18 protein-coding genes are annotated in these 25,287 nt (G+C 56.5%); 5 read left to right on the top strand and 13 right to left on the bottom strand.

The genetic code is table 11. The features are described from left to right. Positions 1-140: 140 nt before the first annotated feature. The 3 genes from VEV40_RS04850 to VEV40_RS04840 form a co-directional block, all read right to left on the bottom strand. Positions 141-2,186, bottom strand: a complete 2,046-nt coding sequence (locus VEV40_RS04850) for a PQQ-binding-like beta-propeller repeat protein (protein ID WP_324830568.1) — start codon at positions 2,184-2,186, stop codon at positions 141-143. A 425-nt stretch (positions 2,187-2,611) separates the two neighbouring features. Further along, positions 2,612-3,145, bottom strand: coding sequence for a dihydrofolate reductase family protein (locus VEV40_RS04845; protein ID WP_324830567.1), 534 nt, complete (start codon positions 3,143-3,145; stop codon positions 2,612-2,614). A gap of 182 nt (positions 3,146-3,327) precedes the next feature. Next, entirely contained in the window at positions 3,328-4,191 is an 864-nt protein-coding gene (locus VEV40_RS04840; RefSeq protein WP_324830566.1) for a hypothetical protein, read from the bottom strand. A gap of 131 nt (positions 4,192-4,322) precedes the next feature. On the opposite strand from VEV40_RS04840, the gene cyaY reads away from it, so the two are divergent. The 4 genes from cyaY to VEV40_RS04820 all read left to right on the top strand — a co-directional run bounded on the left by cyaY (position 4,323) and on the right by VEV40_RS04820 (position 8,369). Beyond that, complete coding sequence (gene cyaY, locus VEV40_RS04835) at positions 4,323-4,658, top strand: iron donor protein CyaY (protein WP_324830564.1); 336 nt, start codon at positions 4,323-4,325, stop codon at positions 4,656-4,658. A 12-nt stretch (positions 4,659-4,670) separates the two neighbouring features. Continuing rightward, positions 4,671-5,435, top strand: coding sequence for a glycosyltransferase family 2 protein (locus VEV40_RS04830; protein WP_324830562.1), 765 nt, complete (start codon positions 4,671-4,673; stop codon positions 5,433-5,435). Between the two features lie 61 nt (positions 5,436-5,496). Next, positions 5,497-7,254 (top strand): methylmalonyl-CoA mutase family protein, encoded by a 1,758-nt coding sequence (locus tag VEV40_RS04825; protein WP_324830560.1) that lies wholly within the window; start codon positions 5,497-5,499, stop codon positions 7,252-7,254. A 59-nt stretch (positions 7,255-7,313) separates the two neighbouring features. Further along, a complete protein-coding gene (locus VEV40_RS04820; protein WP_324830559.1) occupies positions 7,314-8,369 on the top strand; it encodes a LacI family DNA-binding transcriptional regulator in 1,056 nt (351 codons plus the stop codon). Positions 8,370-8,371: 2 nt separating this feature from the next. On the opposite strand, the gene VEV40_RS04815 is transcribed toward VEV40_RS04820, so the two are convergent. From VEV40_RS04815 to VEV40_RS04770, 10 genes are all read right to left on the bottom strand, one after another. After that, on the bottom strand, positions 8,372-8,836 hold the full coding sequence (locus tag VEV40_RS04815) for a DUF1641 domain-containing protein (RefSeq protein ID WP_324830558.1): 465 nt from the start codon (positions 8,834-8,836) through the stop codon (positions 8,372-8,374). Between the two features lie 12 nt (positions 8,837-8,848). After that, positions 8,849-11,863, bottom strand: a complete 3,015-nt coding sequence (fdhF, locus tag VEV40_RS04810; protein ID WP_324830557.1) for a formate dehydrogenase subunit alpha — start codon at positions 11,861-11,863, stop codon at positions 8,849-8,851. 99 nt (positions 11,864-11,962) lie between these two features. Continuing rightward, complete coding sequence (locus VEV40_RS04805) at positions 11,963-13,231, bottom strand: homoserine dehydrogenase (protein ID WP_324830556.1); 1,269 nt, start codon at positions 13,229-13,231, stop codon at positions 11,963-11,965. Between the two features lie 80 nt (positions 13,232-13,311). Continuing rightward, entirely contained in the window at positions 13,312-14,775 is a 1,464-nt protein-coding gene (locus VEV40_RS04800) for a sensor histidine kinase (protein WP_324830555.1), read from the bottom strand. Continuing rightward, positions 14,765-16,168 carry a sigma-54 dependent transcriptional regulator gene (locus VEV40_RS04795; protein ID WP_324830553.1) on the bottom strand — a complete coding sequence of 468 codons (1,404 nt, stop codon included), beginning with the start codon at positions 16,166-16,168 and terminating at the stop codon, positions 14,765-14,767. Before VEV40_RS04795 ends, VEV40_RS04800 begins: the two co-directional genes overlap by 11 nt. Positions 16,169-16,192: 24 nt before the next feature. Then, entirely contained in the window at positions 16,193-18,166 is a 1,974-nt protein-coding gene (locus tag VEV40_RS04790; RefSeq protein WP_324830552.1) for a TolC family protein, read from the bottom strand. A gap of 29 nt (positions 18,167-18,195) precedes the next feature. Continuing rightward, complete coding sequence (locus tag VEV40_RS04785; RefSeq protein WP_324830551.1) at positions 18,196-18,900, bottom strand: ABC transporter ATP-binding protein; 705 nt, start codon at positions 18,898-18,900, stop codon at positions 18,196-18,198. A gap of 201 nt (positions 18,901-19,101) precedes the next feature. Beyond that, entirely contained in the window at positions 19,102-19,821 is a 720-nt protein-coding gene (locus tag VEV40_RS04780; protein WP_324830550.1) for an ABC transporter ATP-binding protein, read from the bottom strand. Between the two features lie 26 nt (positions 19,822-19,847). Further along, positions 19,848-21,143 (bottom strand): efflux RND transporter periplasmic adaptor subunit, encoded by a 1,296-nt coding sequence (locus VEV40_RS04775; RefSeq protein WP_324830549.1) that lies wholly within the window; start codon positions 21,141-21,143, stop codon positions 19,848-19,850. A 154-nt stretch (positions 21,144-21,297) separates the two neighbouring features. Continuing rightward, positions 21,298-24,669, bottom strand: coding sequence for a TonB-dependent receptor (locus tag VEV40_RS04770; RefSeq protein WP_324830548.1), 3,372 nt, complete (start codon positions 24,667-24,669; stop codon positions 21,298-21,300). A 141-nt stretch (positions 24,670-24,810) separates the two neighbouring features. Between VEV40_RS04770 and VEV40_RS04765 the strand changes: the two genes are divergently transcribed. Continuing rightward, the coding region (locus VEV40_RS04765) for a GNAT family N-acetyltransferase (protein WP_324830547.1) at positions 24,811-25,287 on the top strand (477 nt) is incomplete at its 3' end.

Below are 25,287 nucleotides of genomic sequence, written 5' to 3'. Positions count from 1 at the left end.
GGTGGTAGTAGGGGCAGTTGCCCGTCGCACCTCGAAGCAGTAACCTTATACGTGCGATCGAAGCTGTTGGCAATGATTAAAAATCCACATCCGCAAGTTCGCTCTTCCACGGCTCGGAGAGCAAGTGAGAGTTTAGTAATTTATCGGGGAACGGGTGGTGTTGGATTGGGCGTTCGAGGAAATGATCGCGCCAGATAGGCGGAGATTTCGTCGAACTCTTCGTCGGTGGCGACGGCTCCGCGGCTGGCCATAACCTGAACAAGATCGTTCCATTCTTTTGCGTCCATGCGGCGGGATGCGGACAGATTCGGCGAGTGGCAGTTGGAGCATACGCGGAGCATGAGATCGCGTCCGGGGCCGGGCGGAAAGAGCGTTGCCGGAGTCGCGTCTGGCGGGATGGCTACATACGTTTCTGCAGGAAGCGTGATGGCGGGTGGCGTTGCTTCTCCGGGCAGGCGTCCGTTCAGGATTGAGGCGGCGGGCTTTGTTCCGTTCAGAGAGTAGGCGATGACTTCATCGCTGAGAAGAGGCGCGCCGATCAGACCGCCCCCGGTAGCGACGACGGCTACATATTGGTTGCCGCGTGTGTCAGCATAGGTGATGGGTGTGGACTCGGCTGCGGCGGGAAGTCCGACGGTCCATATTTCCTTGCCTGTTTTTTCATCGAAGGCGCGGAAGCGGGCGTCATCTGTGGCTCCGATGAAGACGAGGCCACTGGCGGTAACGATGGCCCCGCCGAGGCCGGGCCGGCCGGTATTCTGCTTGCCTGCGGGCAGACTGTCGGTGACTCCGAGGGTAGAGCGCCAGGCCATCTCTCCGGTATTGACATCGACTGCCACCAATTGTCCCCAGGGAGTCGGCGTGCATGGCAAGTGGTTCGTGGGGTCCCAGAAGCGCTGAAGACCGGCGAGCGGGCCGGAGTTGACGTAGCTGCCGTCCGGATTGCGGATGATCCGCATCGGCTGCGCGAGGTTGTTGACGTTGACGATGAAGAGGCCGTGTTCGGGATCGAATGCGCCGCCGTAGTAGTTGACGCCTCCCTGCGTGCCGGGCATGGGGACGGTATAGCGGTTGAGCTCCGTGGGAGTGTATTGCACTTCGCCCAGCAGCATGTTGTTGTCGTCTACATATTTCTCGCACCAGGTTTTGTGCTCGGGCGTATCGCTGTAGAGATTGGTGCGACTGAGCGTGGTCTGCGAGAGCGGTTCAGGCAGAACGGGAAAGGGCTGAGTGGGCGATGTCTGCTCGCCGGGCACGTTGCTTTTGGGAACGGGCCGTTCCACCACGCCGTAGATCGGCTTGCCGGTGATGCGGTTGAGGATGAACATCAATCCGTTCTTGTTGACGGTGGCGACAGCGGGAATGACTTCATTGCCGCGCGTCACGTTGAATAGCGTTGGAGGCGATTCCGCGTCTACGTCCCAGATGTCGTGATGAACAATCTGGAAATACCACAGCAGCTTGCCCGTATCGGCATTGACGGCCACAAGCGAAGAGCCGAAGAGATTGTCCCCAGGGCGATCGACGCCGACGCGATCGTTGTTCGGAGCGCCGAAGGGCATGTAGAGAATGCCGCGTTGCTCATCGACGGTCATGTAGCCCCAGACATTTACGCCGGAGCGATTCTTCCAACTGTCGCCTCCCCAAGTGTCGTGCCCGGTCTCTCCGGGAAGCGGCACAGAGTGGAAGGTCCAGACCAGCTTGCCGGTCTTCGCGTCCCAGGCACGCGTGTCGCCCGCCGGGCCCAGGCCTCCGTTCTTGCCGCCGGGACCTTCGCCGGGACCTGCTCCTGTGATGATGAGGTTCTTGTAGATGACAGGCGGGGAGGGCAGGATGTAGCTCTTTTCCATGCCGGTCTTCATCACTTCGGGCGTTTTCAGGTCAACCATTCCGTTGACGCCGAAATCTGTGTTGAGCTGACCTGTTGCTGCGCTGATGGAGTACATTCTTCCATGGCGCGTGCCGAAGATGATTGCTGGGCCTGCGCCTTCTCCGCCGGGCCAGTATGCTGCTCCACGCAGGGAGGCGTTGTCGCCATCGGGAATCGTGAAGACCCATTTCTCCTGGCCGGTAGCCGAATCCAATGCGACTATGCGGCTGTAGGGTGTGACCACATACATGGTCTGACCGATCACAAGCGGCTGGTCTTCGGAAGGATGGAATCCTGATTTCGCGCCCGTTTTCATTGTGGGCTTCATGTGGTAAACCCAAGCGATTTTCAAATCACGAACATTTGCGGGCGTGATCTGGGTCAGAGGCGAATACCTGGTGCCCCCAGGATCATGGCCGACCATCGGCCAGTCTGTGGATGCGGCGCTTTGATCTCGTCTGCCTGAGGCAAGGAGCGGTAGGAACAGAGGCAGGCAGAGTATTGCGATCCACGCTGTTTCCTGGGGCCCGTTAATTTTCGCGAAGGCTGGTTTTCTGATCACGGTTGTTCGCAGCATGCCTGTTGGCAATTGGAGAAGAAAACTTTGTATATCAAGCTGTGGAATTGAGTGTCAAAAGGCTCAACCCGGATTGGAATTTTTTGTAATGTCTCAGTTTGAAATTCGGGTTTCGACCCAAGCGGACCTCTCGAGTCGGCGCAGTCCGTCGGTCGAGTGGCGGATTAAGCGGGAACGTACGTCAGCCTAATCACGTCCTCGCCAATTCGATCGCTGGCCACAAGGCGAAGCCGCGGCCGGGGGCCGGCAAAGAACGGTTGGCCACGACCAATGACGATGGGATGGATGTAGAGTCGATACTCATCAATTAGACCAAGGTTGGTCAGGCTTCCTGCCAGGTTTGGTCCGGCAACGTCAATCTCCCCGTCCAGCCGGACCTTCAACCCACGTATCACCGATTCGAAGTCATCCCCGATGAGTGTGGCATGGGGGCCGACCGACTTCAACGAGCGCGACACAACCCACTTCCGCTGGCTTCGCCACACCGCCGCGAAGTTGCGGTCCTCCGCATCCCAGTCCGGTTGGTCGTCGTCCCAATAACGCATGATCTCGTACATGCGGCGACCGTACACTGCCCCTGTCAGGCCGCGCGCCTGCTCGATGAAGTGACGAGAGAGCGCGGGATCGGGTGGCCCGATTTCCATGTGGTCGACGTAACCGTCCAGGGACTGGTTCAATGCATACACAAGCTTCGCCATGGTACAAAAACCTCCATCCCAGATTCTTCAGAATAGATTAAGCCGACGTTGCACAGGGCTGAGGTTAGACACAATCTGCGCGCCGCATCGTCGGTGTGACCAATAACCAGAGGTCCGTTTTCCACCCAAATTAGGATATTTGAAACTGAGACACTACCGAATTTTTCCGTGCTCATTTTCCTCTAGGATTTCGAACTGCTGCTCAGCTCCGCCTCATTTTGTGCGGCAGTCTGATCGAGGATATGCTTAGCGTCGCTTAGGCTTATATCGGTGGGCACGGGCCGGAAGCCAGAGCGAGCTTCATGGTGGTCTTTGCTAACACTCTTGAAAAGAATTACACGCCCGGAAACATGCACGTCCACAAGGTCCGTTTTCCAGTGAGTCGCGCTGACCTGCTCGCGATGAATGCGAAACTCTCCGCCTTTGTCCACGTAGCCGAGCAGACCGTAGCCGAAATCGATGCGATTTATCACCGTTCCGTGCATGGCAACAAAGCGCTTTAGCCGTTGATTGATCTCAATCGTCCCCGCCAATCCATGGAAAACACGCGCCTCATACGTTGGAGGATTAAAAGCGGGATTCGGCTTGAAGCGGAACGTGACGAGGTCGCCAGATGGTGGTCCATCCTGCTCATAGAGAAAGGCATTTGGCATCAGTTGGATAAGCCGCCGCAGACGCTCTTCATCCTGCAAGTGATCTTCGCGGTTTTTAGCAAGGGCGCTGGGGCTCGAGAGGAGATGCTCCAGCCGGTCCTGTTCTCTACGGCTCTCCGAATCAGTGAGTAGCTTTCCGTTCTTTTCAAGAATGCGGAAGATGGGCCCCTGCCTAGTTTCGACCTGCCGCTTCTCGAAGCTGTTCTGCCCGATCTTCTGCTCAATGTCATAGCTCCAGAAGCTATTGCGCTCGCGATCCTGCAATTCATTCCAGGCAACGTCCTTGATGAGTTGTTGTTGAGAAGAGTCTGCCGCGGCTTGCACCACGCCTGCGGGAACAAGCAACAAGCAGGAGACTGCGAGAAACACAATGGCCCGGGAAAACCACATCATTTCCTCCTGTCTTAAGTATTGATGCTGCGATTGTGCGGCACACTGCCTCGACCCGATATAAAAATCCGGCCAGTTTTGCTCACGTTAAGACGCAGTCCCAAATTAGTAACTCCGCTTGCTACACTGGTGCCATGTTGGATGAACTTACATTCCGCAGGCATGCGGATGCTGCTATTGAGTCTCTCAAGAAAAGCTTAATTGCCGCTGAAGAAGAAGGAGGCTTCGAGGCAGAGGAACAGAATGGCGTGCTCAATGTTGTCTTCGATGAGCCGCCCGGAAAGTTCGTTATTACTCCTAACACACCTGTGCGTCAGATATGGATTTCGGCGTTATCTACCAGCTTCAAGCTTGATTGGGCAGATGAAGCGCAGGGCTTCATCCTCCAAAAAGACGGCACGCTACTGAAGCCGCTGATCGCGCGCCTTATCAACCAGCATCTCGGGACAGATTCCGTAACGCTGCAATAACAGGCCCACCGGATGGGAAAGACCTTTTCAGTCGCCATCATTACCAGGAACGAAGAAGCCAATCTGCCGCGGACGCTGGAAAGCATTCGTTGGGCAAATGAGATCGTCATTGTCGATTCCGGCTCGACGGACAGGACTGTCGAACTAGCTTCAGCATTTGGCGCGAAGATCATCCGCGAAGAGTGGCGAGGATTTGGAAAACAGAAGAACCTGGCCATTGAACACTGCACCAACGACTGGGTGCTCTCGCTCGACGCTGATGAAGTCGTAAGTGAGAAGCTTGCGCAGGAAATTACGCAGCTTCTTGAAGGAACGCCAGATGTGGATGCCTACTTTGTGCCGCGACGCAATCTCTTCCTTGGCCGCTGGATCCGATATGGCGGCTACTGGCCTGATCCCAAGCTACGGATTTTCCGCAAAGGGGCTGCATGGTTTGAAGAGCGCGCCGTGCATGAGACGGTACAGTATTCCGGCCCGACGCGTACTCTGGACGGAGAGTTGATCCATTATGCCTACCCCAGTCTCGACAACTACATCGAGCACATGAACCGCTACAGCACACTTGGAGCCGAGCAGGTTGTTGCTCAAAACAAAACAAGCCGAGGCCTGACTGCGTTCGTGGGGAATGTGTTGCTTAATCCTGCGGCGACATTTTTCTACAACTATGTTCTTCGCCTTGGCTTCCTCGACGGGCGCGAAGGGTTGCTGCTGCATCTGTATCACTCGGGTTATGTGAGTTGGAAATATGCCAAGGCCTGGAAGTCGACGAAGAGCTAGCGCATTGCCAGCCATGGCTGATTTCGCCTATGCTGAAACGTTTTGTTGCCAGAGGTGATTTTTGCCTGATGCACCGCCAACTAATTCGTCGACATCAAATGCTTCCGCCGAAAAGGAGCGGTGGGAGGAGCAGACGCTCAATCCTGCACTGAAGAAAGCTTCGGAAAGGCCTATTGGCGCTGCCACAGGCGGCAATCTCGACGAGAAGGGCCGGGCGCGTTTCACCACTATCTCCGGCGTGCCTATCAAGCGCTTGTACACCGAAGCCGATCTTTCCAATGGATGGGAATCCAACCTCAATCTTCCGGGCGAACCACCCTATACGCGCGGCATCCATCCTAATGGCTACCGCGGCAAGCTGTGGACAATGCGGCAGTTTTCCGGCTTTGCTTCGCCGGAAGAAACCAATGAGCGCTACAAATATCTGCTCGCCAACGGAGGCAGCGGCCTCTCCGTCGCTTTTGATCTGCCCACGCTCATGGGCTGCGATTCAGACGATCCACGGAGCGAGGGCGAGGTCGGCAAGTGCGGCGTGGCCATCGATTCTCTTGAAGACATGGAGACGCTTTTCTCCGGCATCAACCTCGAACAGACCACCGTCTCGATGACCATCAACTCGCCTGCGAGCGTCATCTGGGCCATGTATCTTGCGGTCGCTGAACGGCAAGGCGCGGACTGGAAGAAAATTTCCGGCACGCTGCAGAATGACATCCTGAAGGAATACATCGCGCAAAAGGAATACATTTATCCGCCTGTCCCTTCCATGCGCCTTGTCATCGACACCTTTGAATTTGGATCACGCTACACGCCTCGATTCAACCCCATTTCGATTTCCGGCTACCACATTCGCGAAGCCGGATCGACGGCGCAGCAGGAACTTGCCTTCACACTCTATGACGGCATTGAGTATCTGGAATGGGCGCTGCGGCGCGGCCTGTCTGTCGATGACTTCGCGTCCCGGCTGAGCTTTTTCTTCAACTCGCACAACGACTTTTTTGAAGAGATCGCCAAGTTTCGTGCGGCGCGCAAAATCTGGTATCGGGTGATGACTGAGCGCTTCGGCGCGAAGAATCCTCGTTCTACGTGGATGCGATTTCATACGCAGACCGCTGGAGTGTCGCTTACCGCGCAGCAACCGAAGAACAACATCGCCCGCGTCGCCATCCAGGCGCTGGCTGCGGTGCTCGGCGGCACGCAATCACTGCACACTGATGCTTACGACGAAGCCCTGGCGCTGCCGACAGAAGACGCTGCCCGCATTGCGCTGCGCACACAGCAGATTTTGGCGTATGAGTCCGGAGTTGCAGATGTAGTCGATCCGCTCGGCGGCTCATATTTTGTCGAACGCCTGACGCTCGATATGGAGAAGGCCGCCTTCGACTACTTCGACAAGCTCGACGCCATGGGCGGCATGGTGCGGGCCATTGAGCACGGCTTCCCGCAGAAGGAAATTGCCCAGGCCAGTTACGACTACCAGCGCGCCGTGGAAGCCCGCGAAAAGATTATCGTCGGCGTGAATGAGTATGCGGTGGACGAGCCGCCGCCGGAAATTCTCTACATCGATGAATCAGTGCGCGAGGCGCAAACGGCAAAACTGAAGAAGCTGCGCCGTGAACGCTCTAACGATGCGGTAGCCCGCGCGCTGCTGGACCTTTGCCGCGCGGCTGAAAAGGAACCAGCGGCGGTTACAGATGGAATTTCCTCAGCGAACACTATGCCTTTTCTGCTGGATTGCGTAAAGGCCCATGCGACCATCGGCGAAATCTGCAATGCGCTGAAGAAGGTCATGGGAACCTACGAAGAAGCCGGTATCGCCTGATCGCGATAGTTTCTTAGCTGTAAACGTGCTACAAATCGCCTATGGGTGATGACCAGAAAATGAAACAAGAGCCGCCGCGCGATGGCGAGCCAATTAATCTAAAGCAGCTTGCCGCAATTCTTCAGCTCTCTCAGACCACTGTCTCACTGGTGCTGAACAATTCCCCGTCTGCTAAGTCAATCCCGGCGCGCACGCGCGAGCGCGTGCTCCAGGCTGCGCGAAAATATCACTACCGCCCGAATTATTTTGCCCGCTCGCTGCGCAAAAACCGCAGCATGTCGATTGGCGTAATGGCGCCGGACCTCAGCGAAGGCTACTTCACCATGGTCATGAACGGCGTGGAAGAGTACCTGATGCGCGCACAGTATTTTTATTTCACTGCCAGCCACTATTGGAACCAGGACCTGATGGTTGAGTATCCCCGTATGCTTGCCGAGCGCGCTGTTGACGGCTTCCTGCTCCTGAACACGCCATCGGAAATCCGCAGCCCGCTGCCGACTGTTGCTGTCTCCGCTCACAACAATTCGCCAGGTGTCACCAACATTGTCCTGGACCATCTGAAGGGAGCCGAGCTCGCACTACGTCATCTCTATGATCTCGGTCATCGCAAAATTGCCTTCGTGAAGGGCCCCAACATCATCCCCGACACGGAGTACCGCTGGCGCTCCATCCTTGAAGTAGCGCGGCAGTTGAACATCAAGGTGCAGGCAGACCACTGCATCCAACTCGACGCGGACAGCTGGTCGCCGGGAGTGGGCTACGAACCGATGCGCGACCTGCTGGCTCGTGCGCGTGACTTTACTGCCATTTTTTGCTTCAACGATATTTCCGCGATTGGCGTGATTCGCGCTATCTACGACGCCGGCCTGAAGGTGCCTGAGGACATTTCTGTCATTGGCTTCGATGACATTATGAGCGCCGCATATCACAAACCAAGCCTAACGACTGTGCGTCAACCATTGCGCGATATGGGGCGTGAAGGCGTGCAGATCCTCCTGGACATGATTGCAAACCCTGACAAGCAGTTCCCGGAAGAGATTATGATGCAGCCGGAGCTGATTATTCGCGAATCGACTGGAATTGCCGCCGCGCTACGAAGCAAACGCCGCGCCTGAAACTACTTCTTTTTATCGTCCAGTTCGCGCCCGATGCTCTCCAGTATCGCGGCGCCGGCGGCGAGCGCGCGCCTGCTTTCTTTCGAGCGAAACCGCGCCAGTACTGTCAATGTAGAAGGCGTCTCATCGGCGTCCGCCTGGCTGATCGCACTTGGCAGGGCGGTTGAAATGCGGTGCAGCATGTCAGGATCCATGGAGCCAAGAAGCTTGCCGAATAACAGTAGATTACGAATGGCCCGCACAGGCTCCGGCTGGATCAGCATATCGACAGACCGCTTCACAATGTCATCACTCGCACCTACCGCGCCGCGCAATAGGTCCAACGTTCCAGAATCATGTAGCTTCTGAAGCAGGTCATACAGTGACAGCAATGCATCGGCGTGTTCGATGGGAGCGCTGTCCAAGCGGCGCTGTAATTGCTCACGCGCATCACGTGGTTGCGGTTTCATCTCAATTGGCTTGGCCATGCTTGCTCCTGGTTACCTCTTCTGTATCTGGACCAGCCCATTGCCCGGCATTTTGTAGTCCGCCCGCTTCCATTTGCGCTCGACTTCAACACCGCTCTGCGGAGTGGGCTTGCCATAGCGAAAATTGATCCGCGGCAATGGATTCTCGCCATGCCATGGCAGCGCCTTCATCTTCACCGCAGTTTCCTTATATGCGGGCGTATGTGTTTTGCGATCGGTAAAGTCGCCAGTCAACAGATTTACGGGTTTATCCGGCGAATTCAATGGCATGTAAAGCTGGTTTCCCTTCACCCGGTCCGTCACCAAGATCCGCGTGCGAATCTCGCCATTGCGCGAAGTAACATCGACCCACTGCCCCGTAGTGATGCCGCGCTCCTCAGCCAGTTCCGGCGATACTTCCACAAAGCGGTTCGGGGTTTCTTCATTCACTCCCGCAACTCGATAGGTCATATTTCCTTCGTGGAAGTGCTCCAGCAAACGGCCATTGTTGAGGTGCAGGTCAAATTCGCCGTCCACCACCTCGCATGGCGGAATCCATTCCATGGGATAGAAGTTCGCCTTGCCATCCGGGAAATTGAACTTCTCCGTATAAAGCAGCGGCTGGTCCGTGCCGTCTACCGCAACCGGCCATTGCAGTGATTTATAGCCGGCTAGCCGGTCATACGTCACGCCGGCAAACATCGGCGCCAACGAAGCCGACTCGTGCATGATATCGGCTGGATGCTTGTAATTCCATTTCGCTCCCAGCCGGTTCGCGATCTCCTGAATGATGATCCAGTCGGGCTTACTCTCGCCAAGCGGCTCAAAAACCTGATAAAGGCGCTGAATCCTCCGCTCAGTACTGGTGAATGTTCCATCTTTTTCCAGGCTGGGACTAGCAGGCAGCACCACATCGGCAAAGCGGCAGGTCTCGCTGAAGAAAATGTCCTGCACCACGAAAAAGTCCAGCATGGAGAAGGCGGCGCCGACGCGGTTCGCATTCGAATCGGCGCTGTACATATCTTCGCCAAACAGGTAGATCCCTTTCATTTTGCCGTCATGGATCGCGTTCACCATTTCGTGGTTATCGAGACCTTTGTTCGTTGGCAGACTCACGCCCCAACCCTGCTCGTAGCGCTTTCTCGCTTCTTCGTCTTCAACCTTGTCGTACCCGGGATAATAAACAGGCATGCAGCCGAAATCACTCGCTCCCTGCACGTTATTGTGCCCGCGCAGCGGATAGGCCCCTGTGCCCGGCCGCATGTAATTCCCTGTTGCAAGCAGAAGATTCGAGATTGCCGTCGAAGTGTCCGAGCCGCCGCAGTGCTGCGTTACGCCCATTGCCCAAAGGATGCAGACTGACGGCGCCGCCGCTATCTCCTCTGCGACGGTGACCAGCGTCTCTACCGGTATGCCGGTCACCTGTGCCGCAAACTCCAGCGTGAAAGGATCCAGGCTTTTGCGATACTCATTTACTTTGTGAACCCACTGCTCGATGAAGTCCATCTTCGCCTTGCCATGATCGAAGATGTATTTTGTCACCGCCGAGAGCCATACCAGATCGGTGCTCGGCTGCGGTTTGATGTGAATGTCCGCGCGTCGCGCCATCTCGTGCTCGCGGAGATCAGCGACGATCAGCTTCTGTCCATGCAGTTTGTGTGCGCGCTTAACACGCGTCGCCAGCACCGGATGGCTCTCCGCCGTATTGCTGCCGATGATGACAACCAATGAAGCCTGGGCAATGTCGCTCATCGATCCAGAATCGCCGCCATATCCCACAGTCCTCCATAAACCGGAGGTGGCAGGCGACTGGCAATACCGCGAGCAGTTATCGACATTGTTGGTCCCAACAACCGCGCGCGCCAGTTTCTGCATCAGATAGCTCTCTTCATTCGTACATTTGGACGAAGAGATGAATCCCAGCGCATCCGGCCCATGCGCCGTCTTGATCTCGCTCAATCGGCGGGCTACCAGATCCAGAGCTTCATCCCAGCTTGCTTCGCGAAAACCATCGCCTTCGCGGATCAGCGGCTTCTGCAAACGGTCAGGATGGTTCACGAAATCCCATGCGAATTTTCCTTTTACGCAGGTCGAGATGTTATTCGCCGGTCCCTCGCTCGGTTCAACTTTCAAGATGTGCCGGTCCTTCGTCCACATATCAAACGTGCAGCCCACGCCGCAGTAGGTGCAGACCGTCTTCTTCTTCTTTACCCGAACGTCCCGCATGGCCGCTTCTGTCGCGGAAAGCTGCAAAATCGGCCCATATCCGATCTCTGGCTCAATGCCCTTAACGAACTTGATCATTCCGTTGAGCGCATCCATCGGCAAGTGTGTGAAATAGCCTGCCTCGCCCAGCATCGACTTTTCCATCAGAGCATTGCAGGGACAAACCGTGACGCAGTGCCCGCAACTCACGCAGCTTGATCCGCCAATCTGCTCGCCGCCATCCCACAGCACGCGCGGATGCTCATCTTCCCAGCGAATTGAAAGCGTCTCATTCACCTGCACATTCTGGCAAGCTTCCACGCAGCGCCCGCACAGAATGCACTGATCCGGATCGTAGCGGTAGAAGGGGTTCGAGAAATCTTTTTCATATGGCTTCGGCTTGTAAGGATGCTGCTGATGCTCGACCTTCAGCATTGCCGTCGTGTTATGTACCGTGCAGTTGCCGTTGTTGTTGTCACAGACCGTGCAGTAGAGCAGATGGTTGCCGAGGATGCGGTCGAAGGCTTCGTGTTGCGCTGCCTGCGCTTTGGCTGATTCCGTCTCGACCTTCATCCCTGGTGTGACTTTTGTTCCACACGAGCGCACCAGCTTGCCGTCAATCTCGACCATGCAGGTATCACAAGTCTGGATCGGGCCGAGGTGGTGATGGTAACAGACCTGCGGCACCTCTTTGCCTGTTCGATTGATTGCGTCGACGAGATGCTCGCCTTCGAAAGCTGCCGCCGGCAAGCCATCAATCGTAATTTCGCACGAGGGAAGATTGGCAGACGGTTCAGGCAGAGTGGAAACCAAATGGCCGGAAGAGGTTTCGGCAGCGCGCATGATTGTGTCCTTTACGACTTGGATGCAACGCAAGGCAAACGCTGCTGCCTAAGTTGCTGGCGCCGTGAGGATATCAACAGAAGCCATGCTGCGGCAAAGCTAGGCGCCGTTTTCGGGCTCAAGTATTTGCAAATCGAGTGTCGGCTCCAGCAGACAATCCAGCTTTGCAATCTTTTCGAGCGCTTTCTTCAGCGGGCCGGGCGGACACGGTTCCACAATCACCACAAACGGGAGATTCTCCTTCGTGTGTCCGGGCTTTTGTAAAATAGCGTGGATGTTAATCTCCTGCTCGGCGAGCGCGCCGGCAATCTGGGCAATAATGCCAGGGCGGTCTTTCACCACAAAGCGAATGTAGTGCCGCAGCAGGAAATCGCCGCTGACACCAATCTTCCGGCTCGGCAGGCCGACAGCACAAGAGCCGTGCGCAATGGCAAGCAGATCGGAGATGACCGCTACCGCCGTTGGATTTCCGCCCGCGCCGTGACCGGAAAAGACCACATCACCGCCGTATGCTCCGCCCACGAGCACCATGTTCTCTGTACCGTGCGACCACGCCAGCGGAGAAGCCTGCGGCACCAGCATCGGCCCCACGGTTGCGAGCACTTCGTCATTGCGCAATTCCGCACGCGAAATCTGGCGAATGGTGCATCCCATTTCGCGCGCATAGGCGAAATCTATCGCCGCGATTTCAGTAATCGACTTCGCCGGAACATCGCCTACGGTCACATCTGCACGAAGCGCAATGCGGGAAAGAATGACCAGCTTGGCACGGGCATCGAATCCGGCTACATCTTCCGTAGGATCAGCCTCGGCATAGCCGAGCGCCTGCGCTTCTTTCAGCACAGGAGCAAACTCGGCTCCGTCTTCCATCTTGCTCAGAATGAAATTGCAGGTGCCGTTCAGGATTCCTTCAATGCGCGTGATGCGGTCACCCGCCAGTCCCTGCTGCAGGCCAGGGATCACCGGCACGCCGCCCGCAACCGCTGCGCCATAAAACAAATGACAGGCTTTGCTGCGCGCCAGCTTGTCGAGCGCAATGCCATGTTCGGCAATCAATTTCTTGTTGGCTGTAACGACAGACTTGCCGGCTTCGAGAGCGCGCCGCACCCACTCGCCTGCGGGATCAAGCCCTCCGGCAAGTTCCAGTACGATGTCCGCATGCGATGACAGTACGTCTTCCACATTTTCGGTCCACTGCACGCTTGACGGAACCCAATCTACCCGCTTGCGCGCTACATTGCGGTTGAAGATGTGCGTCAGTTCCACGCCCGCAGGCTGCGAATCGAAGAGAATGCGCGCCACTGAGCTGCCTACCGTGCCAAATCCAAGAATCGCCACCTTCATCTTTGCCGCCTGCGCGTCAGACACTATTCCTGCTCTCCTAGTCTGGTTGAGTTGATAGGGGATAACTGACTTCCATCTTACCGGAAGGAATGAAGAGAGTAGCTCTACGCTCCCCGTCGAACGATCCACGACTCGTTTTCCGCGACTTCGGAACGCTGCGGCGCATCCCGTTCAGGCGAAGCAATCGGAATCCGCACCTCGGCCTGGCAGCCAATAACATCCATGCGGTTCCGCAATTCCAGTGAGCCACCATGCGCTTCGGCAATCTGCCTCGCCAGCACCAGACCAACGCCTGTGCCGCTCTTCTTCGTCGTATAAAACGGAACGAACAAGTTGCTGGGGTTCGTCAGACCCGGCCCATTGTCCTCGATCAAAATGGAAACCATGTCGCCCGCGCTCCGGCTGCGAATTCTCACCGCAGGTTTGCTTACCAATCCTGCCTCTTCGCGCTCGTCCACTGCGGCATCAACCGCATTTTTGACGAGATTGATCAGCAGTTGCTCCATCTGGTCCGGATCTGCTTTCAGGTTTACAGGCTGCGTGTCTTCCACTTCCACGACAAGCCGCGTTTCTAGCCCGGCAACCCTATCCAGCAGTGGCGAAAGCGGTACCCGCTTCAGCACCGGAGCTGGCAGCGTTGCCAACTGTCGGTATGCCTGCACGAACCTGTTCAGCGCCTCCGCCCGGCTCTCAATCACGGTCAGCCCACGCTCGAAGCTGGCTGCATTCTCAGGCGGCAATTGCGAAATCCGCGAACGCAGAGTCTCCGCAATCGACTTGATCGGCGCCAGTGAATTACTCAGCTCATGCCCCAGTACGCGAATCAGCCTGCGCCATGCCAGCCGCTCCTCCTCGCGCAGCGCAGCGCTTACATCGGAAAGCACCAGCAGCGTGTGCGGCACGCCGCGCTGACGGAAGCTGCTGCGCCGAACCATCCACCGCGCCTGCTGTCCCTGGTCTGCAATCGTGGTGATGCCTTCGTCCGGCTCATCCAGAATTTTGCGCAAACCAAGCTCGTCGGCGGTGCGTCCGAGATCGCGTCCGGCAACCAAATGCAGCACACGTTCCGCCGCCGGATTCACGACCCGCAGCGCACCCTGCTCATCAAAAGCCAGCACTGGCGCATCCATCTCAAGGATCACGCGCCGCAGCAGCGCGACGGCTTCCAGCGCACCCAGCCGTTGCGACTGCAGGGCGTCAGCCAGCTGATTGATTTCAATCGCCAACTCCCCCATCGAATCCTGCGGAGTCGCGCCGCGTGCGCGAAATGAGAAGTCCTCTTCCCGCAGTGCGGCCACCACGTTGGCCAGCGTCTGCAGCGGACGCACAACCTGTTCAAGGAAGATAGACGCCACCAGCAGTACGACAAGCGCCAGTGTGGTCAGCGACCCAATGATAAGCGAGAGGGAGACATGCTCGATCCAGAGCAGGACCGCGCAGAGCGCAAATACAGGCACGCACAGCGATGTAATCAGCAGCTTCATCCGAACCTCGAAGCTGAACCCCTCGCGCGGGATTTTGCTCGTGGCCGCCGTTCTCCTGTGGTTGTGGTCGCGCCTAGATGCCATACTTCTCCATCCGCCGGTACAAGGCGCCGCGGCTCAGGCCAAGCGCCTCGGCAGCCTGACTCACGTTGCCATTGGCGCGAGTCAGGGCCTTGCGGATGAGAATACTCTCTACGGATTCCAGGCTCATATCTTCAAGCGCCTGGCTGGATGCGCGCGTCTGGTTCAGGCCCAGATCGGACGCTTCAATTCTGTTACCGCGCGCCATGAGCACGGCGCGCTCAATGGTATGGTCAAGCTCACGCACGTTCCCCGGCCACGGATATTGCAGCATCACCTGCAATGCCGCAGGATCGATGCCTTCCATCTGCTTTCGGTAACGCGATGCGTAACGGTTGAGAAAATGCGCAGCCAGCAGCGGGATATCTTCGCGGCGATCGCGCAGTGGCGGCAGATGAATTTCGACGGTATTGAGACGGAACAAAAGATCACCGCGAAAGCGTCCCTGCTCGACTTCAGCATGTAAATCGGCATTCGTTGCAGACAGCACACGCACATTCACGCGCCGCGTCTTCGATGAACCGACGCGCTCCATCTCGCCGGTTTCAAGCACGCGCAGGAGCTTCGCCTGCTGACGCATAGGAACGTTGGCAATCTCGTCCAGAAAAAGTGTTCCGCCGTCAGCCAACTCAAAGCGCCCGATACGCTCCGCACGCGCATCTGTGAAAGCGCCCTTCACATGGCCGAACAATTCGCTTTCGAACGTGCCTTCCGGCAGAGCGCCGGTGTTGACGGCCACCAGCGAACGCGTAGCGCGCTGCGACAGCCCATGCAGCATTTGCGCTACCACTTCCTTCCCGGTTCCATGCTCGCCTGTAATCAGAACGTTGGCGTCCGATGGTCCAATGCGCGTGATCGTGCTCAATACGGGCTGCATGACAGGGGCGGTCGCAATCAGATCGGGGAGGTTTGCCCCGCGCAGCATCTGGTTCTCGGCTTCCAGCCGGTATGCGCGCTTGACTGCGTGGTGCAGGTCGATCTGCGTGCGCAGGATAGTGAGCAGGCGCGCATTGTCCCAGGGCTTCGGAATGAAATCGCGCGCACCGCGCCGCATTGCTTCCACAGCGACTTCAACGTTGGCCCATGCCGTCATCACAATTATCGGAACGTGGCTGTCGAGCGACTTGATCTGTGTCAGCAGGTCAAGACCTTCCTTGCCGGAAGTCGTATCGCGCGTATAGTTCAGGTCGACCAGCAGCGCGTCAAACGAGCCGGACTGCAGCGCCTCCAGCACCATCATGGGCGAACGCACTTTTTCCACCTGAAAGCCTTCCGGCTCCAGCAGCAGTTCCAGCGCATCCAGAATATGAGGCTGATCGTCGGCAATCAGCACACGCGGAGAGTGAGCATCGACCATGCTGTTTTCCGCTCCGCCGAGTTGTGATGTGGTGGCCATCAAAGACCTGAGTATATCGTCAGGCTATGGAGTCGAATGTGTTACGACGCCGCTTTTTGCATCATCAATGGAAACACCCATGCGATCGAGCGTCTCACCGGTGGCCCGGTCGATATCCACCTTTCTCTTTTCATATGCAGCTTGTGCTGTAAACAGAGCGGATTCCGCTACGGCAAGGTCGTGATCTGCGTTAAGCGTGTCGAGGCTTGATTTCGATCCCAATTGCTGTTCCTGCTTTGTAACATCGAAGGTCTTCTGCGCCAGATCGCGCGCTTTTTGCAGAGAATCTACGCTGGCGCGCGACTGCTGCAGAGCATATTGCGAGTTGCGCACGTCAAACCGAATATTTTTCTTCTGCTCTTCGAACGTGAGCTGGTTCTGCCGGAATTCCAGCACGGCACGGAACTGATCCGCCTTCGCGATCCGGTTGCGAAGGACGATATTAAGTTGGAAACCAACCTGATACTCTGGCGCCGTATAGTTGAATGTGTTCTGTAGCGTAGTCCCAAAATCGGGAGGAAGCGTCGTCGAGCATTGATCTGGCCCGAGACTGCAATTCGGGTTCACAGGGCCGCCAGCGCCGCTCCCGGCATAGAATCCATAGACATTGAGTTGAGGCAGCAAAGCGTTCTTGATTGCCTTTAAGCCATCCTGCGCAATTTCCATTGCAATCTGATCTTGTGAGACGTCAGGCCGGTTCTTTTCCGCCTCCGCGATCAGCGTATCAATCGGTTTGCCTTCATTTGCGTCTGGTGTTCCGATGAGGTCAAGCGGGACCACCGGCATATCTGCCAGCTGCGGGTCGTCGATCTCCTTGGTCAGGATATTCTTGATCAGCAGTTCGTTCAGCCTAAGCGTAGCCTTGGCAACGGTCAGGTCTCCCTCCCTGGTGGCGACGTCTGCTTGGTCCTTCAGCACCTGCATTGCAGGAATGGCCTGCAACTGCAATTGCTTTTGGTCATCGTCCAGCGTCTGTTGGGCAAAGGTCAGCGAGCGCTCTTTCACCTGCTCGTCCTGGTAGGCACTCACCAGGTCCCAATAGATGTCCTCCACCTGCGAGATAGTCGCAATCGCCTGTGCCTTGAATGCCAAGTTCGTCAATGTTTTGTTTTTCTTGGCGATGCGGATGTAGCGCTCATTTGTGCCAAATCCAAACCCAGCAAGCAGAGGCTGGCTGATGGTGGCCTGGAAGTTCGAAAACAGGTTTGGATTGACGGCGAAGTACGGGCTATTAATGGTGTAACGCTGCCCGATGTAGCCGACTTGAATGTTGGTCCCTAATGGAAACGATTGCGAGTACTGCGACGTAAAGTCAATCGTATTCTGCTTCAGCAACGGCACGCCGACTTGAAAGACATTCGGCTCCTGCTGCGTAGTATGGTCCACGTAAGACTTAACGCTCAGCACAGGGTCGAAGGAATTCACTGCTGTGCCCGAACCAAGCGTTGATTGCACCAGGCCGCCCGCTCCGACTGCCCCTGCTCCGCCACTAGAACTTGGCGCTCCTCCGCCCCCGCCCGTATTGGCCGCATTGAATCCGCCTTGCGTCCCCTGCACTACGCCGGTATTTACGCCGCGGACCTGGCCACCAGCTCTCGTGCGGGCGAGGTCCATGTCGGCGATAACGAGGTTATAGCGGAAGTATGCAAGATCCAGGTTGTTTTCAAGTGCCAGCGCGATTGCATCTTTCAAGGAAAGATAGATCTTTCCATCGCGAATCAGTTGCTCCAGGCGCGGCGAGTTCGTCAGACTGAGCTCCGGCACATCACTCGGCGTATAGGAACGAATCGGATTGTGCGAGTGAGGTATCTCGACGTGGAACGGCACCACGGCAGGAGCCGAACGCTGCATTTGTTCATTCTGCTGGGCAATAGTGGGAGAAGCAGGCTGTTGTTGCTGCGCGCTGGGAGCATCCGGCGGCGTCTGTGTCGTTGGCTGCGAAGGCGCCGTCTGTGCCATGCCGCTCGATGAAACAAGGCAGCAAAGAGCAACTGCCATTAACTGCTGCTGAACCGTGGACCCGCTTTTCACGATGCGCTTACCTCCGCGCCCAGTTCCGGGTGCGCTGTATCCTTCACCATCCAGCCATCGCGCACTTCAATGATGCGGTTTCCATAGGCCGCATTCGCTTCAGAATGGGTCACTTGAATGATCGTCGTCCCCTGCTGGTTCAGTTCGCGGAAAAGCTCCATGATTTCCTTTGCCTGAGTGGAATGCAGATTGCCCGTTGGCTCATCAGCCAAGAGCAGGGCCGGTTTATGAATCACAGCGCGTGCAATACCGACCAGTTGCTGCTGTCCGCCGGAAAGCTGCGAAGGGTACAGGTCCTTCTTGCCCACAATCTGGAACTGGTCAAGTGTATCGGCCACCAGTCCCTGCCGCTCTGGACGTGGAATGTCCTTATAGGACAGCGGCAGGTCAATGTTCTCCTGCACTGTGAGGTCATCGAGCAGGTGATAGCTTTGGAAGACCATGCCAATGTTCTTTTTTGCCAATTCGGCGCGTTGTTTACGATTCATCCGGTGCACCGGTTGGTCCTTGAACCAGTACTCACCCAGCCACTGATCGTCGAGCAGGGCCAGCACATTCAACAGCGATGACTTGCCCGCTCCTGAAGGTCCCATGATGGTGACAAACTCACCTTCCTGAATCTTGAGATGGATGCGGCGCAGCACCCACGTCTGCCCTGCTCCCGTCTTGTAGCTGCGTTCGATATTTTTCAGTTCAATCATGGAGTGTCACTTCCCAACAATGCATTGTCATCCTGAGCGCAATGCGTGTATTTATATTTGTCATCCTGATCGGAGCGCGCAGCGCGTAATCGAAGGACCGCGATTCGCCTCGATTGGCGCAATCACTCAAAATCAGGACAACAATCAGCCGTCAGCGCGGCTTGCTGCCGCGCCTGAGCAATCACAACTGCCAAGAAGTGTTTACCGCGCTTCCAGCACCTGTTCGAGCGCGTCTCCCTCGGCGACAACCTTGCCGTCAAAGAGATGAATGTTCCGCTCGGCATGGCGGGCGAAGCGAGGATCGTGCGTCACCATCACAATCGTCGCGCCGTCCTTGTGCAGGTTCTGCAGCAGTTCCATCACCGCTTCGCCGTTGCGCGAATCCAGGTTTCCGGTAGGCTCGTCAGCCAGCAGGATCGACGGCGAGCCGGCCAGAGCGCGCGCCACCGCCACGCGTTGCTGTTGACCGCCGGAGAGCTGTGAAGGATAGTGCTTCATGCGGTGCGCCATGCTCACGCGCTCCAGTGACTCCTGGACGCGACGCTTGCGCTCCGCAGCCGACATGCCTGTGCGATAGGTCAGAGGCAGCTCAACGTTCTCGTAGACAGTGAGATCGCCGATCAGATTGAAGCTCTGGAAGATGAAGCCGATCTCCTGGTTGCGGATGCGCGAACGCTGCGCGAAATTCAGGTTCTCGACCGCATGGCCGTTCAGCAGATACTTCCCCGCCGTCGGCGTATCCAGCAATCCGATAATCGAGAGCAGCGTCGACTTGCCGCAGCCCGACGGTCCCTGCATCGCGACGTACTCGCCCTTGTTGACGGTGAGATGGATTCCCGAGAGCGCGTGCGTCTCAATCTCGTCCGTGTAGAAGACCTTCGTCAGACCTTCAATGTTAATCAACGACTGCGTATTCTCCATGTCTACCTCGCTCCTCTGCTTTCCCGCTACTCCAAACGAACCTTATCGGTGTTGTCATACCGCGACATGTCCGACAGAATCACCCGGTCGCCTTCCTTCAGACCATCCAGAATCTGAATCTGCGTGACCGAAGCCTTGCCCACCTTCACCTGTACCCGCGTGGCCGTTTTGCCATCGGGATCATACTTGAACAGACTGATCGTGCTGTCCGGGTTTCCAAACGCTGGACGTCCGACGTACAGTACATCCTGCAAGCGCTGCAAGTCGATCGTCCCATCCACGCTCAACTGCGGGACCGCTCCTGGAGGAAGGGCCCCATCAAGCTTTACGTCAACTGTGCGCGTTCCGTTCACTACCGCCGGATCAATTCTTGTAACATGCCCGGGAACAACGCCATTATGTGTGTCGATTTCCGCCGGCTGATCCAGAAGAATGTCATGGGCCTGCGTCTCGGCGATCTTCAGCTGGGCCTTCAACTGGTTCGGCACCACGACCGTTGCCAACGTTGTGCCCGGCGCCACGTGTGCCCCCACGCCCAAAGTATTCGTGTCTGTCCCAGTCGTTGTTGTTTGCTGACCGAGCGAAATCAACACCCCATCTATGCCCGCGCGCACTTCCAGCGCGGCTTTCTGATCTTCTTTCAATTGCAGCATCGCCTTGTCCTGGTCGATCTTTGCCTGCTGCACGTCCAACTGCGTCTGGATTGCCTTTTGATTGATGTTGATCTGGTCGGTCGAAATCTGGTTCTGGGTGGTCAAGGCATCGGCGGAAGTTTTCGACTTGTTGTAATCAATGCCGCTGATTACGCCCAGGTCGTAGCGTTTTTTATCGATCTGAGCCTGCATTTCCGCCTGGCTGTAATTGGAATTGACCAGCGCAGCCGCTACCTTCTTGTCCATCAGGGCGCTATCCAGCGTCACCTGCAGGTTGTGGTAAGCCACCTCGTCGGACTTCAACTGCAGCTGTGCGGTTAGCAATTCCTGATCGAGCTGAGGGTCGGTCAGGTCCATAATGACCGTGTCCGGCGTGACCTTGGTGCCGGGCAGAACGCGGATCCGCGTTACCGTGGCCTCGGTCTGCGCGGGAATCAACCGGATGCTTTCCTCGCTGGGAACCAACGTTCCCAGTCCACGCACCTGCACAATCATCGGGCCGCGCTTGACCGTATCCGGGTACACTACGCTGGCATCCACGCTGGGGGCAGCCGGCTTCAGGCGGTAAACAGCAACCGCTGCTGCGGCAACTGCGACAAGACCAATCGCGCCGATTACGATCTGACGGCGCAGCTTCTTCTTCCTTATATCTGGGCGGGCGATATCCATCAGCTATAGATACTGCAACTACCGCGCCATTTCCCGCCCTGCCATAACTCTCTTTTCTACAAAGAGATGGATCGCAAATCCACCAGGATTCATGCGCTGCAACTGGTCATTTCCGGAACCAACTGTCCGTTTCCGGACAACTCAGGGAGGGACTTTAATAGATCAGCTTGAGCGAAAACTGAATCTGCCGTGAATTATTCGCAGTCTTGCTGATCACCCCAAAACCGGAGCCCTTAATCGTGTTCGACGGCAGACCCATATTCACAATGTTGAACAGATTGAAGAACTCCGCCCTGAATTGCAGATCAACCAGTTCGCTGCCGCTCTTGCGCGTCCCGAACGGCGTGTCCTTAATCATGGCGAAGTCATAGTTGTAGTAGGCAGGTCCACGAAATGTATTACGTCCAAGTGTGCCGAAGCGACCGCTGTTTGGCCCTGTTCCGCCTGATAGATTGATGGGGATATAAAAATATGACGCGTTCGCCTCGCCCTTTCCGAAATAGTCCTCACGAACTTTCCTCGCCGTTGACAGATCGGGCTTGCCAGTCTGATCAGGCCTGTCCGAGCCGTTCGATCCCGCTCCCGTCTGCTGGATGCCGGAATAAATCGTAAATGGCGAGCCGCTGCTGATGCTCGAAATGCTCAGTAGCTCCCATCCTCGCGTAAGCTTCTTTGTCATCGCTTGCAGAAAATCCAGGCTCTCCAGGTGCAGGTCCTGGGCCACGCTCAGAGTGAAAGAGTGCGCCACATCAAAAGTGGAGGGCCCTTTTTCCGGATGCGTATTAAAGGGATCCTGCGGAGCAAATACTACCTGCGCGCCGGTCGATCCCGTCCCGCCCCCAATTACTCCGCTCACGTCATCCAGTGACTTCGACCAGGTGTAGCTCGCCTGCACACCCGGCCCGCCATGCGCAAAGGTTCCGGAGAGCGAGGTCTGCAATGCGTTGTATGTCGAATGTGAAGTATCATCAATCACATTTTCATAACCGAAGCCGCCAATCACATTGCCTGCACTGTCGAACTGCGTGTAGGGCGCATATTCCGGGCTTGCTCCCGGAAACCCATTCGGGAAAATTATGCGCGGAAGCTTCACGCCGGCTGTTCCCACATATGCGGCATCGGCAGTGATATTCCCGAACTGCCGCTCCAGCCCCAGCGTCCATGTTTCCAGCAATCCATTCCCGAAACTTCTATCGATGCCGGCAAGATTCAGCGGTGTGATCTGATGACTCGGTGTCACTGCAGCCAGGTCATGCTCATAACGATCAACGTCAAGAACAGTGTTCGCAGGTACATCCTTTGTATTGCCGCTGGCGAAGATGTCCTGTCCAGAGGTTGAATACGCTCGGGGAAGTTGATCTGGCGTGATCTGGAAACCGTAGTGGAACTGTGCTCCGGGCGCGGCGGTCAGGTGTGGATAGACGACAAACGGCGTTGCCCCAGTCAGGAAATTGTCCTGCCAGATATTTGGCTGAATCGTCATCAGCGAGCCACCTGCGCGAACATGCAGCTTCTCTGTAGCGCGCCAGTCAAGCTGCACACGCGGTTGCCACTCGCTGTAATTCGTCTGGTATCCCGGTTGCGGATTCACAACGAATTGCTGAACGCCAGGTGTCGTGATTGGTAAAAAACCTGAAGTACGCTTCGCGCGTTCTGTAATCGGCGAATACACGTCGTAGCGAAGCCCATAATCCAGCACAAAGCGGGGTGATACCTTCCACGTGTCCTGTATGTAGATCGCGAAATTGTTCCGATTGATGGCCGCCGGACCAATGTGGTCTCCACTGGAAAAGTAAGGCGGAGCGACAGCAACGTTATACGCAAACGGAGTTCCTGTCAGCAGCCCGGAAAGCGTGTCCGGCAGTGGATCGCCCACATGGATATCATGCGTTCCGCTCTGCGAGCGAATATCGACTGGGGAATACGCTGTCCCTCCGCCAAAGTCATATTCTCCATTCGGGCTTGTCCCGAAGTAAGTCGTATCGCGGTTCAGCCGAATCTCTCCGCCGAACTTCCATGCATGACGGCCCGTTATATACGCGAAATTCTGCCGCGCCTGAAAGAGATTTCCATACGCCTGCATTACCGACCCGGCTGCCGAATTGAAGGCCTCAAACAGTCCATCATTGAACCGCACCGCTGGATCAGTGTGGTTCGGCGTCGGAAATCCAGGCGTGGTGCGCGTAAAGCTGATCGACGACTCGAATGAATACTGCGGCGAAACCGTTCGCGAATACGTCAGCACCCCGTTGCGCTGGTGGTCCTTGTACTCCACCGCAAAGCTCGGATCGATCGCCGTCTGGTCTGGATTGGTCGTCGGCCCAGTGAGATTGTCCCAGGTGAAGCGCGCAAAAATCTGCGACTTCTCATCAAGCGTCTGGTCAATGCGAAGCGAAAACTGGTTCGCATTCGTGGTCACTTTCGATGAAGTCGCATAGGTGTGCGCTCCATACGACCCCTGCGGATAGTTGGGCAGCGGATACCGCGCCAGGATGCCAGCCATCTGCGAATCCACCGGTACATATAATGTGTCACCAGGAAATGCGCTGGTATCCAGCCCGGAGCGTTCCTGCGGTGTAGGCACTGCTAGTACCTGCGTCGTCCCCAGCACCTGCCGAAATCCCTGATACTGGCCGAAATAGAACGTCTTCCCGCTTCCGTCATAAAGATGCGGAATCACTACCGGCCCGCCATTGGTAAATCCAAACTCATTGCGCCGGAACGGCGGAATTCTTCCCTCTGTCGGATGGTCGAAGTAATTTCGGGCATCGAGCGCCGAGTTGCGCAGAAATTCAAAGACCGATCCATGAAAACCGCTCTTGCCTGTACGGGTAAGGATGTTCGTGAAACCCGCCGCTCCTCGTCCAATCTCCGCAGGCATCCATCCTGAATTCGACTGGATCCCTTCAACCGCATCCACGTTGAAGTTGGTAAAGGTCCCACCGCCCATTTCCGGGTCGCTCGTGTCAGCGCCGTCCATGGCGAACGTTGCTTCCACTCCGCGCTGGCCGTTGATGGCAAATTGCTGGGTGAAATTCGTCGCGCCATTTGTGTCAGTCATCGTACCCGCTGCAAGCAGCAGAAGCGTGCTGAAGTCACGCTTGTTCAGTGGCAGATCACTGACAGCGCGGCTTGAAAGCTGTTCTCCGCCCGTAGACTCGGATTGCTCTTTCTGTTCCGCGACCGTCAAGTCGCCCTGACTGGACATCGTAACCACTACAGTTACATGATTTGCCGCAAGTAAAACTGGCCTGCTGGCATTGGTCACTTTTCCAGCGGATTCGACTGACAGAGAATAGTTGCCCGAGGGCAGGTTCCGGAAAGTAAAGATGCCAGTCTCTGAAGTGGCCGCGGCATGTTTGTGCCCTTGTTCAACCAGCCATATCGTCGCATTTGGTACCGGCTGACCAGAAGCATCGCGCAGCACCCCGCCCCAAGACGAGATGGCGGCATCCTGCGGCAGTGCGACAGCGCTCAGGGCAACACACAGCAAAAGAACCAGCAGTGCACGAAAGAATCTTCTCAAATCAGTTTTGGGGCAGACTGCCAGCAAAGAGCGGTACCTGTTTTCCTCGGAATATGTGTTGAGAGACGCTTACCTGGAAAGCACTTACACAGCTAAAGGCCCATTATATGGAGATACTCGCTCTCCCGCCTAACCGCAGTGATGAATCGCGCATTCTTGCGGACACAAGACAGGAGATTCACCGCAAACCATTACACTACGAACATGCAAGCCGCGTCCGTTACGCTCGAAGGCACCCTCGTCCGTCTCGAACCACTCAGCATGGATCATCTCGCAGCGCTCTCAGAAGCCGCAAAAGAGCCACAAATCTGGCGATGGTGGACTGACCGGATGGAAACCGAGGATGACATGCGCAGCTATATTCAATCGGCACTCGACGGGGCAGCTGCAGGTGCCGTCATGCCGTGGGCCACGCGCGCGAAAACAGATGGACGCCTCATTGGAGCGACTCGCTTCGCCGACATCCAACCCCTGCATCGCTCTCTCGAAATCGGCTGGACATGGATGAATCCCGCCTATCAACGCAGCGGCATCAATGTCGAAGCGAAGTATCTCCAGCTTTGCCATGCTTTTGAAGAAATGGGGGCACGACGTGTCGCCTTCAAGACCCACCACGAG

This window comes from Alloacidobacterium sp., assembly GCF_035631355.1.
Lineage (GTDB): Bacteria > Acidobacteriota > Terriglobia > Terriglobales > Acidobacteriaceae > Alloacidobacterium.
Note: the sequence above shows the minus strand (reverse complement) of the source record. Positions and strands in the feature narration are given on the sequence as shown.